Annotated in this window: 16 protein-coding genes; 4 read left to right on the plus strand and 12 right to left on the minus strand. The window is 65.8% G+C overall.

Features of this window, described 5'->3' with window-relative positions:
- The first annotated feature begins 46 nt into the window (after nucleotides 1-46).
- Genes nadA through nadC form a run of 3 tightly spaced genes read left to right on the plus strand, consistent with a single transcriptional unit; the run spans nucleotide 47 to nucleotide 3,497 of the window.
- Entirely contained in the window at nucleotides 47-1,099 is a 1,053-nt protein-coding gene (nadA, locus tag ACO2Q4_RS05915; RefSeq protein WP_311758080.1) for a quinolinate synthase NadA, read from the plus strand.
- Nucleotides 1,096-2,649: an L-aspartate oxidase gene (locus ACO2Q4_RS05920; RefSeq protein ID WP_423318005.1), complete on the plus strand. Its 1,554-nt coding sequence runs from the start codon at nucleotides 1,096-1,098 to the stop codon at nucleotides 2,647-2,649. Before nadA ends, ACO2Q4_RS05920 begins: the two co-directional genes overlap by 4 nt.
- Nucleotides 2,646-3,497 carry a carboxylating nicotinate-nucleotide diphosphorylase gene (gene nadC, locus ACO2Q4_RS05925; protein WP_423318007.1) on the plus strand — a complete coding sequence of 284 codons (852 nt, stop codon included), beginning with the start codon at nucleotides 2,646-2,648 and terminating at the stop codon, nucleotides 3,495-3,497. Before ACO2Q4_RS05920 ends, nadC begins: the two co-directional genes overlap by 4 nt.
- 59 nt (nucleotides 3,498-3,556) lie before the next feature.
- Here the strand turns inward: nadC and ACO2Q4_RS05930 are convergent, their stop codons facing one another.
- The 12 genes from ACO2Q4_RS05930 to ACO2Q4_RS05985 all read right to left on the minus strand — a co-directional run bounded on the left by ACO2Q4_RS05930 (nucleotide 3,557) and on the right by ACO2Q4_RS05985 (nucleotide 15,742).
- Nucleotides 3,557-4,873: a TRAP transporter large permease gene (locus ACO2Q4_RS05930; protein WP_395135350.1), complete on the minus strand. Its 1,317-nt coding sequence runs from the start codon at nucleotides 4,871-4,873 to the stop codon at nucleotides 3,557-3,559.
- Entirely contained in the window at nucleotides 4,870-5,373 is a 504-nt protein-coding gene (locus ACO2Q4_RS05935) for a TRAP transporter small permease (RefSeq protein WP_311758084.1), read from the minus strand. The genes ACO2Q4_RS05930 and ACO2Q4_RS05935 overlap by 4 nt, the downstream gene beginning before the upstream one ends.
- A 66-nt stretch (nucleotides 5,374-5,439) precedes the next feature.
- A complete protein-coding gene (locus ACO2Q4_RS05940) occupies nucleotides 5,440-6,423 on the minus strand; it encodes a C4-dicarboxylate TRAP transporter substrate-binding protein (RefSeq protein ID WP_423318010.1) in 984 nt (327 codons plus the stop codon).
- A gap of 270 nt (nucleotides 6,424-6,693) precedes the next feature.
- A complete protein-coding gene (locus ACO2Q4_RS05945; RefSeq protein ID WP_423318012.1) occupies nucleotides 6,694-7,839 on the minus strand; it encodes an alpha-hydroxy acid oxidase in 1,146 nt (381 codons plus the stop codon).
- Between the two features lie 14 nt (nucleotides 7,840-7,853).
- A complete protein-coding gene (locus tag ACO2Q4_RS05950; RefSeq protein WP_423318014.1) occupies nucleotides 7,854-8,828 on the minus strand; it encodes an ABC transporter permease in 975 nt (324 codons plus the stop codon).
- A complete protein-coding gene (locus ACO2Q4_RS05955) occupies nucleotides 8,825-9,760 on the minus strand; it encodes an ABC transporter permease (protein WP_423318016.1) in 936 nt (311 codons plus the stop codon). The genes ACO2Q4_RS05950 and ACO2Q4_RS05955 overlap by 4 nt, the downstream gene beginning before the upstream one ends.
- Complete coding sequence (locus ACO2Q4_RS05960; protein ID WP_423318018.1) at nucleotides 9,757-10,482, minus strand: ATP-binding cassette domain-containing protein; 726 nt, start codon at nucleotides 10,480-10,482, stop codon at nucleotides 9,757-9,759. The genes ACO2Q4_RS05955 and ACO2Q4_RS05960 overlap by 4 nt, the downstream gene beginning before the upstream one ends.
- Nucleotides 10,475-11,218, minus strand: a complete 744-nt coding sequence (locus tag ACO2Q4_RS05965; protein WP_423318020.1) for an ATP-binding cassette domain-containing protein — start codon at nucleotides 11,216-11,218, stop codon at nucleotides 10,475-10,477. The genes ACO2Q4_RS05960 and ACO2Q4_RS05965 overlap by 8 nt, the downstream gene beginning before the upstream one ends.
- 50 nt (nucleotides 11,219-11,268) lie before the next feature.
- Nucleotides 11,269-12,453: a substrate-binding domain-containing protein gene (locus ACO2Q4_RS05970; protein WP_423318022.1), complete on the minus strand. Its 1,185-nt coding sequence runs from the start codon at nucleotides 12,451-12,453 to the stop codon at nucleotides 11,269-11,271.
- Nucleotides 12,454-12,502: 49 nt separating this feature from the next.
- A complete protein-coding gene (locus tag ACO2Q4_RS05975) occupies nucleotides 12,503-13,627 on the minus strand; it encodes an ABC transporter substrate-binding protein (RefSeq protein WP_423318024.1) in 1,125 nt (374 codons plus the stop codon).
- Nucleotides 13,624-14,784 carry a CaiB/BaiF CoA transferase family protein gene (locus ACO2Q4_RS05980; RefSeq protein ID WP_311758093.1) on the minus strand — a complete coding sequence of 387 codons (1,161 nt, stop codon included), beginning with the start codon at nucleotides 14,782-14,784 and terminating at the stop codon, nucleotides 13,624-13,626. The genes ACO2Q4_RS05975 and ACO2Q4_RS05980 overlap by 4 nt, the downstream gene beginning before the upstream one ends.
- 181 nt (nucleotides 14,785-14,965) lie before the next feature.
- On the minus strand, nucleotides 14,966-15,742 hold the full coding sequence (locus ACO2Q4_RS05985; RefSeq protein ID WP_311758094.1) for an IclR family transcriptional regulator: 777 nt from the start codon (nucleotides 15,740-15,742) through the stop codon (nucleotides 14,966-14,968).
- Between the two features lie 124 nt (nucleotides 15,743-15,866).
- On the opposite strand from ACO2Q4_RS05985, the gene ACO2Q4_RS05990 reads away from it, so the two are divergent.
- Nucleotides 15,867-16,967, plus strand: a complete 1,101-nt coding sequence (locus ACO2Q4_RS05990; protein ID WP_423318027.1) for a lactonase family protein — start codon at nucleotides 15,867-15,869, stop codon at nucleotides 16,965-16,967.

Raw genomic sequence — 16,967 nt, forward strand, 5'->3', positions numbered from 1 at the left:
CCAGCAAGCGGCCTCGTGCCGAATTCGTGGCAAGCGAGGGGGTGTCATGCTGGACCTGACCGATATCCGGGGCGAATTGCGATCGCATTACGACCTTGAACCCTCGCTGACGCTGGCGACCGAAATGTCGGACCTGCATTCCCGCATGGAACGCGTCATGCCGCTGGTCGACTGGGCCATACACGCGCCCTATGTTCGCGCGATCAACCAGCTGAAGAAGGACCGGAACGCGGTCGTTCTGGCGCATAATTACATGACCCCGCAGATCTATCACGGCATTGCCGACGTCGTGGGCGACAGCCTGCAACTTGCGATCAGGGCGACCGAGGTCGAGGCGCAGGTGATTGTCCAATGCGGCGTGCATTTCATGGCCGAGACGTCGAAGATCCTGAACCCGGCAAAGACCGTGCTGATGCCGGACATGCAGGCGGGATGTTCATTGGCGGAAAGCATCACAGCAGACGGCATCGCGCAGATGCGCGCCCGCTATCCCGGCGCGCCGGTCGTCAGCTATGTCAACACCACGGCAGAGGTAAAGGCCGCCTCGGACATCTGCTGCACTTCGGCCAATGCCGCCCAGATCGTCGCCGCGATGGAAGGCGACACGGTCATCATGACGCCGGACAAGTGGCTCGCGCAGAATGTCGCACGGCAGGTGCCGCAAAAGCGCGTCGTCTGGTGGGATGGCGCCTGCATCGTGCATGAGCAGTTCACCGCGCAGGATCTGCGCGACTTCCGCGACTGGAATCCGGGGTTGAAGATCATCGCCCACCCCGAATGCCCGCCCGAAGTGGTGGCCGAGGCGGATTTCGCCGGTTCGACCTCGGGCATCCAGTCCTGGGTCGAACGCGAGATGCCCCGGCAGGTGATGTTGGTCACCGAATGCTCGATGGCCAGCAACATCTCGGACTCGCTGCCCGATGTCGAGTTCCTCGGGCCCTGCAACATGTGCCCCTATATGCAGAAGATCACCCTGGAAAAGGTGCTCTGGTCCCTGCATTCGATGACCGGCGCGGTCGAGGTCGATCCGGCCGTCGCCGAGCCCGCCCGCCGTGCCGTCCAGCGCATGATCGACCTGTCGCAACGGCTGGCCGCGTGACACTGGCAACGGACCGCATCGTCATTCTGGGTGCGGGGCTTGCCGCCCTGTCGGCCGCGCTGCGCCTTGCGCCGCGCCCGGTTCTGGTCGTCTCACCCGGCCCGCTGGGCCATGGCGCAAGTTCGGCCTGGGCGCAGGGAGGCGTCGCCGCGGCGATGGGCCAGGGTGACAGCCCGGCGGCCCATGCCGAGGACACGATGCGCGCGGGGGCCGGGCTGGTCGATCCTGCAATCGCGCGACTGGTCACCGGCGCGGCTCCGGATCATGTCCGCCATCTCGCGAAGCTTGGCGCGCCTTTCGACCGCTCTCCGCTTGGCGAATACCTGCTGTCGCGAGAGGCGGCGCATGGCACCGCCCGCGTCGTCCGGGTCAAGGGCGATCAAGCGGGCGCCGCGATCATGCAGGCGCTGGTTGCCGCCGTGCGCGCCACCCCGTCGGTGCAGGTGATCGAAGGGATCGTCGCCTCGGGACTTGAAGTCCGGGGAAACCGCGTGGTGGGCATCCGGCTTTCCCGTGCCAGCGGATCGCGCGAGATCACCCTTCTGGCACCCGCCATCCTGTTGGCGACCGGAGGATCTGGCGGACTTTACGCGGTGACGACCAACCCGCCCGCGATCACCGGACAGGGCCTTGGCATGGCGGCCCGCGCGGGCGCGGTCATCGCCGATCCGGAATTCGTGCAATTCCACCCCACTGCGATCGACAGCGGCGAGGATCCGGCCCCGCTGGCGACCGAGGCGCTGCGGGGCGAAGGCGCGCATCTGGTCAACGCCCGCGGCGAGCGGTTCATGACGACCCTGCATCCTGATGCCGAGCTGGCGCCGCGCGACATCGTCGCCCGCGCGATCCACGCCCAAAGCCAGGCGGGATTGCGTCCCGCGCTGGACACCCGGACCTGCCTTGGCCCCCGCGTCCTGGACGAGTTTCCCGCCGTGGCGGCGGCCTGCGCCCGCGCCGGGATCGACCCGATGCGCGTGCCGATCCCCGTCGCCGCAGCCGCGCATTACCACATGGGCGGGGTCGCGACCGATGCCGAGGGACGCACCAGCCTGCACGGCCTGTGGGCCTGTGGCGAGGTCGCGTCGACCGGACTGCATGGGGCCAACCGCCTTGCCTCGAACGGATTGCTCGAAGCGCTGGTCTTTGCTGCGCGCTGTGCCGCATCGATTGCGGAAAAGGTGCCGGCGACCGCCGCCCCGCCGGTCATTCTGCCGCCCCTGCCCGACGCGCCCCTGCCGGATCCGGCCCTGATCCGTCGGCTGCGGCTGGCGATGACCGCGGGCGCGGGCGTCATCCGCGATGCTGATGGCCTGTCCTCTTGCCTTGCCGAGATCGCCAGGGTCGAGGCGGCACAACCCGATTGCCCCGCACTTCTGAACATGACCGCCACCGCCACGCTGATCGCCGCCGCCGCCTTGGCGCGCCGAGAAAGCCGGGGCGGACATTTCCGCAGCGATCATCCGGCATCCGACGGACCGACCGGACGACGCACGCGGATCACGCTGGCCGAAGCCCTGTCCCTGCGCCGCAATCTCAAGGAAATCGCATGACTGCCCAACCCGCATTTCCCGACATGATCCTTGAACCGCTGGTGCGCGCCGCGCTGCTTGAGGATCTGGGCAGCTATGGCGACCTGACGACGCGCACGGTGATCCCGGCCGGAACGCGATACACGGCCCGGATCGTCGCGCGGGAAAGCGGCGTTGCCTCGGGGATGCAGGTGGCGACCATCGCCTTTCGGCTGGTCGATCCGGCTCTTGCCGTCCGCGTGCTTGTCCCCGACGGCACCTCCTTCGACAGGGGCGACACGCTGGTCGAGATCGAGGGCGAGGCCGCCTCGATCCTGTCCGCCGAGCGGGTGGCCCTGAACTTCGCGGGGCGCCTGTCCGGCATCGCGACCCAGACCGCCGCATTCGTGACCCAGACGCGCGGCACCCGCGCCCGCATCACCTGCACCCGCAAGACCACGCCCGGCTTGCGGATGGTGGAAAAGCAGGCCGTCCTGCATGGCGGGGGCTTCAACCACCGCTATTCGCTTTCGGACGCGATCCTGATCAAGGACAACCACATCGCAGCGGCAGGCGGCGTCCGACCCGTCCTGCAGGCGGTCAAGGCGCGCGCCTCGCACATGGTCCGGGTCGAGATCGAGGTCGACCGCCTGGACCAGCTGGCCGAGGTGCTTGACGAAGGCGGGGCCGATGTCGTGCTTCTGGACAACATGGACACGCCGACATTGGCCGAAGCCGTGGCGATGACGGGCGACCGGCTGGTGCTGGAGGCATCGGGGAACATGCGCCTGTCGCGGGTGGCCGAGGTCGCGGCGACGGGGGTATCCTATATCTCGGTCGGTGCGCTGACCCATTCCGCTGGCACGCTGGATCTGGGACTGGATTTCTAGCCCGGCCAGCGCGGTCCCGGCAGACCTGCCGCACCGCAAACCGGCGCGGCAGGCATGGTTCAGGGCATCGGCACCGACGAGCCATAGATGAGGTTCGGCAGCAGCAGCGAGATCTGCGGAAAGACGCTCAACACCACCAGCACGATCGTCATCGCCAGCAGGAAGGGTAGCACCTCTCGGGCGTATTCCATCATCGAGACGCGCAGGATCTGGGATGAGATATACATCATCCCCCCGACCGGCGGGGTGATCCCCGCGATGGTCAGGTTGGTGATGAAGACGATGCCGAAATGTACCGGGTCGATCCCGACCTTGGTCACGATCGGCATCAGCATCGGCGTCAGGATGATCAGCGCGGCCGACCCCTCGATCGCGGTCCCAAGGACGATCAGCACCACGTTGATCAACAGCAGCATCAGCAGCGGGTTGCTGGTCACGCCCTCGATCCAGCTCGACAGGCTTTGCGGCACCGCTTCCCAGCTGAGATAGAAGCCGAAGGCGGCGGCGGCGCAGATCATGATCATGACCGTCGCGGAATCGCGCGCGGCCTCGGCCATGACCTCGGGCAGATCCCTCCACCGCATCTCGCGATAGACGAAGATCGAGATGAACAGCACGTAAAGCACCACGATCGCGCCGGATTCGGTCGTGGTGAACAGGCCATAGCGCGTGCCGCCCAGGATCACGACCGGAATGGACAATGCCCACAGCCCGTCGAAGAAGGCCGAGCGCAGCTCGGCTTTGGTGGCACGGGTGGTGCGCTGCGGCAGATAGCCGCGCCTTCCGGCCACGATGCGCGTGGTCAGCATCAGCGCGACCGCCAGCACCAGGCCGGGCAGCAGCCCCGCGGCGAACAGGCGGCCGATCGAGGTCTCGGACAAATAGCCATAGATGATCAGCCCGATCGAGGGCGGGATCAGCGCCGTAATGATCGACGCGGACGAGGTGATGACGGCGGCAAAGGCCGGGGAATACCCCTTGCGGACCATCTGGTTGCCAAGGGTCTTGGACAGCATCGCCGCATCCGCGTTGCTCGACGCGGTCAGCCCGCCCAGCAGCACGCCCAGGATCGTGCACATCTGCGCCAATGCGCCGACCATGTGCCCGACCAGCACGTCGGCCAGGTTGATCAGCCGCCGCGTGATGCCCGAGGCGTTCATGATGCAGCCGGCGAGCACGAACAGCGGCAGCGCCAGAAGCGAGACGGACTGGCTGCCCTCGGCCATTTCCTGGGCGAAGTTCGACAGCGGGATCATGTCCATGTTCAGGACGAAGAACGACAGCGCGCCGATGGCCATGGCCCAGGTGATCGGAGTGCGCAGCAGAAACAGCAAGGTCACGACAAGCGCCGGACCGGCAAGGTGCAGGAAGGTCATATGATCGGATCCGCGTGGCGTTCCAGGGTCTCGCGCCGCCAGGGGCGGTCGGACAGCAGGTGTTGGACGAAAAGCCCGGCCGAGGCGATGGCCAACGGGCCGTAATACCAGGCGCGGGACATGTTCAGCGCGACGCTGTGCACCCCGGCCGAAGCGATCGCCTGTTTCGTGAACAGGACCGCCAGCAGGACGAACAGCAGGGCCAGCAGCAGATAGTTGAACCAGGCGACACCCCTGCGAAAGCCCATCGGAAGCGCGTCGACCAGAACGTCGATGGCGGCATGGGTGCCCAGCCGGACCCCCGTGACCGCGCCGAAAAAGACAAGCCATGCAAAGGCAAGGCTTGCCAGTTCATATGTCCAGGCGGCAGGGGTCGGCAGGATATACCGGCTGACCACGCCCCAGGTGATCGACAGGACGATGACGATCATCGCCGCAGTCGACACAACCTCGTCCCAGCGCTTCCATTGCAGAAGGCGGCCGTAAGGCTGCTCTGTCATTTCAGATGCTCCTTGGTGATTCCGCGGAAGACCGCGCGGGACCGGATGGCCGCGCGGTCGCCCGGATCAATTCGCGACGGCGGCGCGAACCTTGTCGACGATGCCCGGCGTCAGGCCCGGCACCGCGTCGAACGCGTTCTTGGCAGCGTCCTGGAAGGCGGCGACATCGACGTCACCGACGATCTCAACGCCCTGCGCCTGCAGGTCCTTGGCATAGCGTTCATCGGTTTCCAGCGTCATCGCGGTCAGTTCCTTGGCGATGGTCTGTCCCTCTTCCAGCAGGGCCTGCTGGTCCGCGGGGTCAAGCCCGTCGAAGAAGGACTTGTTGGTCACCCAGGCGGTGAACATCATCTGGTGCCCGGTCTTCGAGATCACCTTGCGGGTCTCCTGCAGCTTGGCCCCGGCGGCAGAACCGAAGGGCGCCTCGGCCGCATCGACGACGTTCGATTGCAGCGCGTTATAGACATCACCCCAGGGCAGTTCGGTCGGACGCGCGCCGAAGGCGGTGAAGGTTGCCACCATCACGGGCGAACTGGGCACGCGGATCGTCACCCCGGCCATGTCCGCAGGTGTGCGATAGGCTTTCGGGCCGATGACATGACGCAGCCCGAACAGGCCCGAGGGCATCAGAACCTTGAAGCCCTTGGCCTCAAGCTCTGCCTCCATGTCCTTGAACACCGGCGCGGCGAAGAGCTTGTCGGCCGCGGCAACGTCCTTGAAGACATAGGGGCCGGCAATCACACCCACATCGGGGACAAAGGTCGACAGCTGGCCATAGTCGGTCGCGCTGACCAAAGTGGCGCCGCTGGCGATCATCTCATTGACCTTCTTCTGCGGGCCAAGCTGGTCGCCGGTCAGGACTTCAAGCTCCAGCCGACCTTCGGTGCGGGTGCTCACCCGCTCGGCAAAGGTCTTCATCGCGCGCACGATCGGCTCGTCGGGATTCACCTGCGAGGTGGTGAAGCGCAGCTTCTTGGTGTCTGCATGGCTGATGGCGGGCAGGGTCAACGCGATTGCCGCTGCCGTCGCAAGCATCTTGAACAGTCTCATGTGGGTTCTCCTCCCATGTCGTGGCGGCCTTTGCGGTCGGCCATGCGGGGTCGGTCGCGCACATGCGCGACGTTCCACCGTCCCAGGCTCCAGTGCGGACGGGGCGGTTTCGTTCCAGATAGTCCCCGACCCCGGCAGAATCGCATTCGAATCTGCCGGGATCCTCTCGCCAAAATCCTTGTCGATTTCGCGCGATGCCTCAACACAATTTTTATTTGTGAGAGATTATTTCATATGCGAACTTCCCGAGCGGGCAGTCCGTCCCTGCCGTCAGCGGAAGCGCAGGTTGTCGGGGCCAAGGTCCGCGACGCTGCGCGCCCCCATCAGGCGCATGTCGCGCAGCAGTTCGGCCCTCATCTGCGTCAGCGCCCGCTCGACCCCGGCCTGCCCTGCCGCTGCAAGGGCATACAGGTAAAAGCGCCCCAGCCCGACCGCCTTGGCGCCCAGGCTCAGCGCCTTCAGCACATGGGTTCCGCGCTGGACGCCGCCATCCATCATCACGTCCAGCCGGTCACCGACGGCCTGCACGATCTCGTCCAGCTGGTCAAAGCCGGTGCGAGAGCCGTCAAGCTGCCGCCCGCCATGGTTCGACAGGACAATGCCGGTGCAACCGATCTCGGCCGCGCGCCGGGCGTCTTCGGTGCTCATCACGCCCTTCAGGCAGAACTCTCCGCCCCAGTCGCGCACCATCAGGGCAACGTCGTCCCAGGTCATCGAGGGGTCCAGCATCTCGGTGAAATAGCGGCCGATGGTCAGACTGTCGCCCTGCATGTCGATATGCGCGTCCAGTTGCGGCAGGCTGAACTTCTCATGCGTGAGGTAGTTCAGGCCCCACATCGGCTTCATCGCGAATTGCGCCATACCCCCCAGCGTCAGCCGGAACGGGATCGAGAAGCCGGTCCGCAAGTCACGCTCGCGGTTCCCGCCGGTGATGCTGTCCACGGTCAGCATCATCACCTTGATCCCGGATTCCTTGGCCTTCTGCATCATCGCCCGGTTCAGTCCGCGATCCTTGTGGAAGTAGAACTGATAGCATTGCGGAGTGCGATGCTTGCGGGCCAGTTCCTCCATCGACACGGTTCCAAGCGAGGACACGCCAAACATCGTCCCGAATTTTTCGGCCGCGGCGGCTGTCGCGCGCTCGCCCTGATGGTGGAACAGGCGCTGCAATGCCGTCGGCGACAGATAGACCGGCAGGTCCAGCTTCTGCCCCATCGTCGTTACTGAAAGGTCGACATCCGTGACCCCGCGCAGGATGCCCGGCACCAGATCCACGCCCCCGAAGGCGGCCGAGTTTCGGCGCAGCGTCTGCTCGTCATCGGCGCCGCCATCGATATAGTTGAAGATCGGTCCGGGCAGGCGGCGTTGGGCAAGGCGGCGGAAGTCGTGGAAATTGTGACAATCGGTCAGTCGCATGGATTTTCCAGTAATCAGACAGTGGTTCGGAAATGGCGTTCACGCCCGTAAAGCGACACGAGCAGCAGGATGATCGCCCCGAACGCAGCCTGGACCGAGGCCGGCTGGAAGCCCAGTCCGATCAGCAGGGTATTGATCTCGGTCAGAACCAGAACTCCCGCCAACGTGCCGACGAAGTTGCCGCGCCCCCCGACCAGCGCCGCCCCGCCGACGACGACCGCGGCAATGGTCTGGAACAGGTAGGGCTGGCCCACATCGCCATAAGCCGAGCCGGTGAAGCCCAGAAGCAGCACCCCCGCCAGCGCAGCAAAAACGGCCGAAGCGGCAAAGGTCACGGTCCAGATGCGCAACGGCCGGATCAGCGCATAGGGCGCCGCGCCGGGATTCGAGCCCAACGCATAAAGCTGGCGGCCATAGGGGGTCCGCTCCAGGACCAGCACGATCAGCACCGTCAGGACCAGCAGCGCCGGGATCAGCGCGGGCACCGGCAGTGGGCCGAACGAACCGCCAATCGACACAAACGCCGAAACCGCCTTGGGCGCGGAACCAGAGGGAAAACCCTTGGTCCAGATCAGGACCAGACCCTGCACGATCATCCCCAGCCCAAGGGTGACGATCAGCGGGTGGATGTTCAGCCCGCGCGACAGCGCCCCGTTCGCGGCCCCGATCAGCGCGGCAAGGCCAAGGACGACCAGACAGACCAGCACAAAGGGCCAGCCCTGTCCGTAAAGCTGCGCCGCGACGACATTGGCAAAGCCGATGACGAAGGGAATCGACAGATCGATCCCGCCCAGGATCACCACCAGCGTCTGCCCGACCGAGGCCACGGCCAGCAGCGCCGCGATGACCAGCATCGCCCGGATCGCGAAGGGCGCAGAATAGCCGGGGATCAGCGCGGTGCCAATCGCGTGCAGCACCAGCGCCACGGCAAAGGCGCCAAGAACGCGGCCCCGCATTCCGTCAAGCCGCAGGGACATGGGACGGTTCATGCGTGGCTCCTTTTCGCGCTGCGGTCCTGCAAGGCGATCAGAACAACGGCGGAAACAAGGATCGCGCCGTAAGCGACCTGCAGGACATAGGTCGAGACGTTGAAGGCGGTCAGCAGGCTTTGCAGCAGGAAGATATCGACCGCGCCAATTGCGGCACCCAGAAGGCCGCCCTTGCCGCCGGCAAGGCTGACCCCGCCAAGCGCGACCGCCGCAATGGCGATCAGCGTATAGTTCGCGCCGACCTTGGGATCGGCAGAACCGATCAGCGCCGTCAGCATCATCCCCGCCGCGCCAGCCAGCAACCCGGTCAGCACATAGGCCAGAAACCGGACAAGGCTGACCGGCACCCCCGCCGTATAGGCGGCGCGATCGTCGCTGCCCGTCGCCATCAGCTGGTCGTGGAATGGCGTCCGCGTCAGACCCCACCAAAGCAGAGCGATGATGCCCAGCGGCAGAAAGCTCCACGCCCCCGACATCGCCTTCAGCCATTCGGGCGCGGGACCGACAGGCGCGGGCAGGATGGTCAGGGTCAGCCCGCCCAGGATCAGATAGGTGCCAAGCGTCGCGACGATGGGCTGGACGCGCACCACCGTTGCCATGAACCCATTGAACGCCCCGATCGCGGCACCGATCAGCAGGGCGGCTGGCCAAAGCACGAAGGGCGACGAGATACCCGCCCCAAGGAACAGCAGCTTGATGACGACCGCACTGACCAGCCCCATCACAGGCCCGACCGAGATGTCGATGCCACCCCGCCCCGCAAGGATGACGGGCGTCGATGCCAGCGCCGCCCCGATCAGCGGCGCGGCCATGCCCAGAAGCGTGCCCCAGGCGGATGGCGCGAACCGTGCGGGGTTCATCGCCAGGTTCGCCGCCAGCAGGACGACAAGAATACCCAGGGCAAAGCCCTGGCGACCAAGCAAGCGGGTCATGCCGCCCTCCCGAACATGGCGGCGATGACGCTTTCCGTCCGCATCGCTTCTCCCTTCATTTCGGCGGCAAGGGCGTGTTCGCGGAAGACCAGAACACGGTGACAGAGGACAAGGATTTCCTCGATCTCGGATGACAGGATGACCAGCGCCATCCCCCCGGCCGCAAGCTCGGCGAAAAGATCGTAAAGGACATGCCGCGTCGCCACGTCGACCCCGCGCGTGGGGTCGTTCAGCAAAAGCACCCTTGGGTCGCGGGCCAGTGCGCGGGCCAGCAGCACCTTTTGCTGGTTGCCGCCGGACAGGGCGGTGATCGGCGCCTCCGGGCTGGGGGCGACGATCTTCAGCCGCTCCTTCCAGCCCTCATAGCGGGCGCGACGCGCGCGGGCGCTGATCAGCGGGCCCCGCCGGTCGCGGCCGGGGGTCGCAATGGCGAAATTGTCGAGGATCGACAGCCCCGGAAAGATCCCGGTCGAGCGCCGGTCGCGCGGCACATAGACGACAGCGTTGCGTTCGGCGTCCCGGAACGAGGCGATGGCATTTCCGCCAAGCTCAACGGTTCCCCCCGTGCGCTCCAGCCCGGCAAGTCGGCGCAGGAACATGCCCTGCCCGTGGCCGTCCAGCCCGGCAAGGCCCAGGGTCTCTCCGGGTCGCAGGGTCGTGGACAGGGGCACTGCCCCCGGACGCAGGGACATGTCGCTGACGGTCAGCACAGGATCAGCCATGATGCCTCTCAAGTTCCGTGGCGGTCTGCGGCGCCATCAGGCGCAGCAATTCGGCCGGGGTCGAGCCGTCGCGGGGCTGGGTCGTGACGACGCGCCCCGACCGCAGGATCGAGATATCGTCGGACAGGGCCATCACCTCGTCCATGCGGTGGGTAATCAGCAGGATCAGACAGCCCGCTGCGGCCTGTTCACGCAGCAGGCAAAAGACCGATTCCCGGTCCGCGAAATCCAGCGCGGCGGTGATCTCGTCCAGGATCAGGACACGCGGATCCCGTGCAAGGGCGCGCGCCAGCACCACCAGCTGCTGCGCGGCCAGCGCCAGCGACCCGGCGGGTGCGTCAAGGTCGATCGCCGTCCGGGCGAAGCGCGCCAGCACTGTCGCTGCAGGGTCCCGCCGCTCATGCCGGGGGACGCGACGGGCGAACAGCCCGTCCAGGCCCAGCAGAATGTTGTCGGTCACGCTGCGGTCGGGCGCGATCAGCACTTCCTGAAAGGCGGTTGCGAAGCCCGCGGCTTGAAAGGCGGCCGGGCTGCGCGCCGTCACCGGGCGGCCATCAAGCGCGATCTCGCCGGCATCGGGCAGGACGATCCCGGACAGAAGCTTGACCAGCGTGCTCTTGCCCGAGCCGTTCTCGCCCAGGATGGTGTGGACGGTTCCCGCCCGGAATGGAATGGTCGCCCGCTCCAGCGCGACGGTTTCCCCGTAGCGCTTGGACAGGCCGGTGATCGTGAGCATCGCGCCCTCCCGCAGGGTGGCGCCGCCCCCAAAAGGGACGGCGGGATCGCTTATCGGGCGCAGGCGCCGGGCACCGCCGCGTAATCCCAGCCCGGAGTCGGCGCGGGATTGGCGAAATAGGCATCCATCGCATCCTCGGTGACCGGGTCGGTCGGCGGCACCGGGAAGACCGAAACCGCATCCGGCGACATACAGTCCTGGGACCAGTTGGCCAGGTCGGCTTCGTGAACCGGCGGCAGCGGGATCATCAGCGTGTTCAGGACAGGCTTCTGCCCCTCCATGATGCGGGCGCCGACGCGGAACAGGGTCTGCGCGGTCCAGCCGGGCAGGACGGCATGCCCCTCGAAGCGATAGCCCTGCGGATTGGCTTTCCAATAGCCGAGCGCGTCACCGGTGATCGAGCCGGTGATCAGCGGAACCGGGCGGCCGGCTTCGGTAAACGCCTCGGCGATCACGCGGGATTCCGATCCGGCGGTCCAGACCGCATCGATGGGCGCGGGATTGGTCGCAAGCGTCTGCAGGACCACGGTCTTGGTGACATTGGCCGTCCAGTCGCCATTCACGACGCGCGAGATCTTCAGGTTCGGGTAGTTCGCCATGGCGGCATCCCCGCCCGCGCGCTCCTGCGCGACGATGGGATGGCCCGCGATACCCTCGACGATCAGCACATTACCGCCCTGGGGCAGCGCCTTGCCGATGGCGTCCATCATCTCATAACCCCAGCGGGAATAATTGCTGTCGACATTGACCGCACTGGGCGCCGTGACCGATCCCGCGGCAGTGACGAAGGGGATCCCTGCTGCCGAGGCCGCGGCGATCGCATCATCCAGGCCCGTGGCCGAGCCGGGGATCGAGGTGATGATGCCGCAGTCCTTGTCGATGAAGGCGCGGATCTGGTTGATCTGCTGGCCGACATCGCCATTGGAATCCGAGACTTCGAAGCTGGACACCACGCCTTGCGCAATCAGCCCGTCGACCAGCCGCTTCAGTTCGGCGGTGACGGAAACCCGCCAGGGATTGCCCTGATAACTTTCCGAGTGGCACCATTTATAGGGCTTCGCCTTGGGGGTGAAATCGCCCAAGGGGCCGGCAGCGACCGCTTGGGGCGCGCCTTCATATTGCGATTTCAGGGCGTCCGGCAGGCCGGCAATCACCTCTTGCACGGATTGCGCCGACGCCGGCACGGCCGCCGTCAGCGCGGTTGCAGCCAGAAGGCCGCAGATCATCTTCTTCATCGGGTTCCTCCTCCCATATGTCCCGGTGCGCCCGGGATCGTTCGCGTCGTCAGAAACTTTCGCGGAACAGGCGGTTCACGTCGGCGATCACCGGTCCCGCAGCCTCGCGCGCGGCAAGACCCGTGGTGATCCGCTGGGCCGCCGCCTCCTGGAATTCCATGTAGCCATTGTGGCGCGGACGCACCCAGGCCCCCTCCAGCGTGGCGCGAGTGTCGCGATAGAACCCGCTGGTCGCGGCATTGACCGCCGCATCTTCCCACGCCACGGCATGGCCCGCCTGACCGCCCGCCGCGGCAAAGGGCCCCCGCTGAACATCGCCGCTGGCGACCCAATAGGCGAAGTCGATGGCCGCGTCCCGTTCCGCCGAAAATGCCGACACCGCGATCCCCGTGCCACCAAGGGCAGAACCGATCGGCCCCGCCCCACCCGCGACCGGAATATCGGCGAAGCGGATCAGGTTCGGGCGGAATCCGGGAATGGCATAGTTGACATAGCCATAGATCAGCGGCGCGCAGGCGATCTGCGATCCGGGCTTTGCCATTTCCTCGAACACCGCGATGGGATCGAAACCGGAGCAGGCCGGATCGACCAGATCCGCCAGCTCGCGCAGCATGTCCCAGACCCGCGCGCCGGCAACCTCGTCGATCATCCGGTCGCCCTCGACCATGCAGGGCGCGCCCAGGTTGCCCGCCAGCGTGAACAGGCACATCAACGAATGCGGCGCACGCAGCGGCAGCAGGACACGACCTTCACGCGCCAGCGCCACGACCTCGTCCCAGGTCGCGGGCGGGGCCGCAATCAGGTCAGGGCGCCAGGCCAGCACCTGGGTCGCGGCATCGATGGGAAAGCCCCACTGATGTCCGCGCCAGGCATAGCTGGGATAGCTTTCCCCCACCGACCCGGAGGCAAGCGCGGCACGTTCCTGTTCGCGGCCGGGCACATCCAGGGGAACAAGGCAGCCCTCGTCGGTGATCTGACCGACATGGGGATGGTCGATGACGATCAGGTCATAGGCGCGCGCCAGTTCCTCGACCGGGAAGCTTTCGAAATCCTGCAGAGACCGCTTCTCCCAGTCGATCACCACGCCGGTCCGCTCGGCCCAGATCTTCGAACAGGCGACCATCGGATCATAGCCGCGCGGGTGGTTCCAGGTCATGCCCTTCAGGCGGATCATAGGTCGAACTCCTTGCGGATGGCGTCGGAATGGGCACCGACGAGAGGGGCGGCTTCGGGGCGGCCGGGGCGATGACCGTTCAGACGCAAAGGCAGGCGCGTCGTCTCGATCGAAACGCCGTCGTCACGCGTCACCGTCTGCAACATGTCCAGAACGCGGAACCCTTCCGAGGACAGAAGCTGCGGCCAGTCCATCACCCGCGCGCACCAGATGTCCGCCTGTTCCAGCACCGCCAGCCATTCGTCGACGGTCTTTGTCGCGACCTTTTCGGCAATCAGGCGCTTGATCGTATCGCGCTGGGTAAAGGCCAGCTTCGCATCATCGCGATACGCGGCAAGGGTTTCGATCTCCATCAGGTCCGCCAGCCGCGGGATCGGCGTCATCGCGATGGCAAGCCAGCCATCCTTGGCCTCGTAGACACCATAGGGCGCCGACAGATAGGCATGGGCGCTGCGGAAGTCCGAGCGTTTCGGCGTGCGCCGACCGTCATTCAGGTGGGTGGTCAGGACTTCGAACTGGAAATCGACCAGCGCCTCCATCAGGCTGGTCTGGACATGCATCCCCTGCCCCGAGATGCCGCGCCGCACCAGCCCGGCAAGGATGCCCTGACAGCAGGCCGCCCCGGCCAGCATATCCGCAATGGCAAGGCCGAAGGGGACCGGCCCCTGCCCTTCGTCCCCGTTCAGCCACATCACGCCCGACCGCGCCTGCGCCAGCAGGTCCTGACCGGGACGCGCGACCCATGGGCCTTCGTCGCCATAGCCCGAGATCGAGGCATAGACGATGCGCGGATTGATCGCCCGCACCGCGTCGTAGTCCAGTCCAAGACGCTCGATCACACCGGGACGGAAGTTCTGGATCACCACGTCGGCGCTGCCGATCAGCTTTTTCAGCGCGGCAAGATCGGACGGGTTCTTCATGTCGATGGCAAGGCTTTCCTTGCCGCGGTTGATCGCGTGAAAGATCGTCGAGTCGCCGCCAATCTCGGTGTCCGACAGGTAAAGCCGACGCGACAGATCGCCGCCATCGGGACGCTCGATCTTGATGACCCGCGCGCCAAGATCGGCAAGCCGAAGCGAGCAATAGGGGCCCGAAAGAAACTGGCTCATGTCCAGCACGATCAGGCCGTCAAGCGGCAGGGTAGCAGTCTCGGTCAAGTCAGTTTCTCCCCGGCGGTGCCGCGCGCCACCCTCCACTTGCGGCGACATGGCACGGTCTTTCGTTGATGAATGACATTTTCATTTATGGAAGCCGCCCGCAAGATGGAATCCTCGCGCCGCTCATGAAAACGCCCCGGAGGAACCGGGGCGAACAGGCAGTCGACGGGGTTGGGAAGAGTCAGGCGCCCGCAGGAATGCCCGAAAGCTCTCGCCCTGCATCCAGCAGCAGCGCCAGAACGCTGTCCAGATCGGGGGCGTCGGGGTTTTCCAACCGCCGCACGAAGGGGCAGGTCAGCGCAGCCAGAACGGTGCCGTTTCCGCCAAGAATAGGGACCGACAGGTTGTAGACTCCGGCCGTCTGCTGGCTTTCCATGGATTCATAACCGCTGGCGCGGACCTGCGCCAAGCGCGCCTCCAGATCCTTCGGGGCGCGGGGTTCATAGGGCATCCATTCATGCTCCTCGAACATCAGCCGCCGCTCCTCATCCGACGCTTGGGCCAGCAGCACATGTCCGGACCCGGTGCCGACCATCCCGACCCGCGCGCCGACCCGGATGGTGACGCCCCAATATCCGGGCGCCTCGACCTGGGCGATCACAACCAGATTGCCGCGATCATACTTGACCAGATGACAGGCTTGCTCTGCCGCACCGGTAAAGCGGCGCATGATCGGCATCGCCTGCCCCACCAGCCGCCGGATCGGCGGGCGCAGATGAGCCAGCAGGAACAGCTTCATCGTCAGCTCATAGGTATCGCCCCGCCGCGCCACATAGCCGCGCCGCGCGAGACGGTCGAGCATGCGGTAAAGCTCGGTCGGAGAACGGCCAAGCGCCAGAGAGATATCCTTGAGCGTCATCCCCTCTTCCTGCGCGGCCAGCAGCTCGATCATGTCGAGCCCCTTGTCCAGCGCGGGTGCGCGATAGCGGCCTTCGCCCTCGGCTTCGTTCTCGACCATGATTTTACCTGTGAAAAGCGAACCCATGCTACGCAAGGATGGGGCGCGGTCAATATAATTTACCAGTGGTATGGCATTTCAAATATAGAATAGGATTACTCAAGGCAAGACCACGGGGGGATTCATGACGGGTGATTTGCTGTTGTTCATTGGCACGCTCAATCGCGAGGCGCCGTATTTCCAGGGTGCGCGAGGCGAAGGGCTGTGCGTCTTTCGCTTTGACGAAGCAAAGCTCGGCTTCGAGCGCCTCGCCAGCTATCCCCAGGTCGAGAATCCGACCTATCTGTCGGTGACACCGGATGGCCGCCATGTCTATGCCAATTCCGAGGTCGCGGATTGGCGAGAGGGGCTGGTGACCGCCTTTGCCTTCGACCCACAGGCCCGGCGGCTGACCTATCTGAACACCCAACCAGCCTTGGGCAGCATTACGGCCCATAACGCGATCTCGGCTGACGGGCGGCACCTGTTCGTCGCCAATTACTCGGTCGGCGAAGGCGGGCCGGACAAGGCGCTTGCGGTCCTTCCCCTTCGGACGGACGGGACACTCGCCCCGGCCATCGCGGGGATTGCCCGCCAAGGCACCGGCCCGGTCCAGGACCGGCAGGAACGGTCCCATGCCCATAGCGTGACCGAAACCCGGCAGGGCGGCATGGTCATCCTGGCGGATCTGGGAACCGATGAACTGGCGACCTATCGAATCGGCGCCGATGGCATGCCTGTCCTGATCGCGACCTCTCGCACAGCCTCCGGCGCGGGTCCGCGTCATCTGGCGCTGCACCCGGACGGTCGCTTCCTTTTCGCGATCAACGAGCTTGATTCCACTGTCACCGCACATGATCTGGACCCGGCCAGCGGCCAGATCCATGCCATAGACAGCCAGTCCACCGTTCCGGCCGAGGCGCGGGACCACAACCATTGCTCGGACATTCAGATCTCGCCCGACGGCCGTTTCATTTATGCGGGCAACCGCGGGCATGACAGCATCGCCATTTTCGAAATTGACCAGAATTCGGGTCGCCTTTCGCCGCGCGGCCACGTTCCTTGCGGCGGAAGCACGCCGCGCAACCTGGCGTTGACGCCCTCGGGCGGTCATCTGCTGGTCGCAAACCAGAATTCCGACAGGGTCAGCGTACTGGCCCGCGACGCGGCAAGCGGGGCGCTGACCGATACCGGCGTGGCCCTGAACATCGGCACGCCCATGTGCCTGAAATTTGCAAAGGTTTGA

The sequence above is a fragment of the Paracoccus sp. KR1-242 genome, assembly GCF_049446195.1.
Taxonomy (GTDB): Bacteria; Pseudomonadota; Alphaproteobacteria; order Rhodobacterales; family Rhodobacteraceae; genus Paracoccus; species Paracoccus broussonetiae.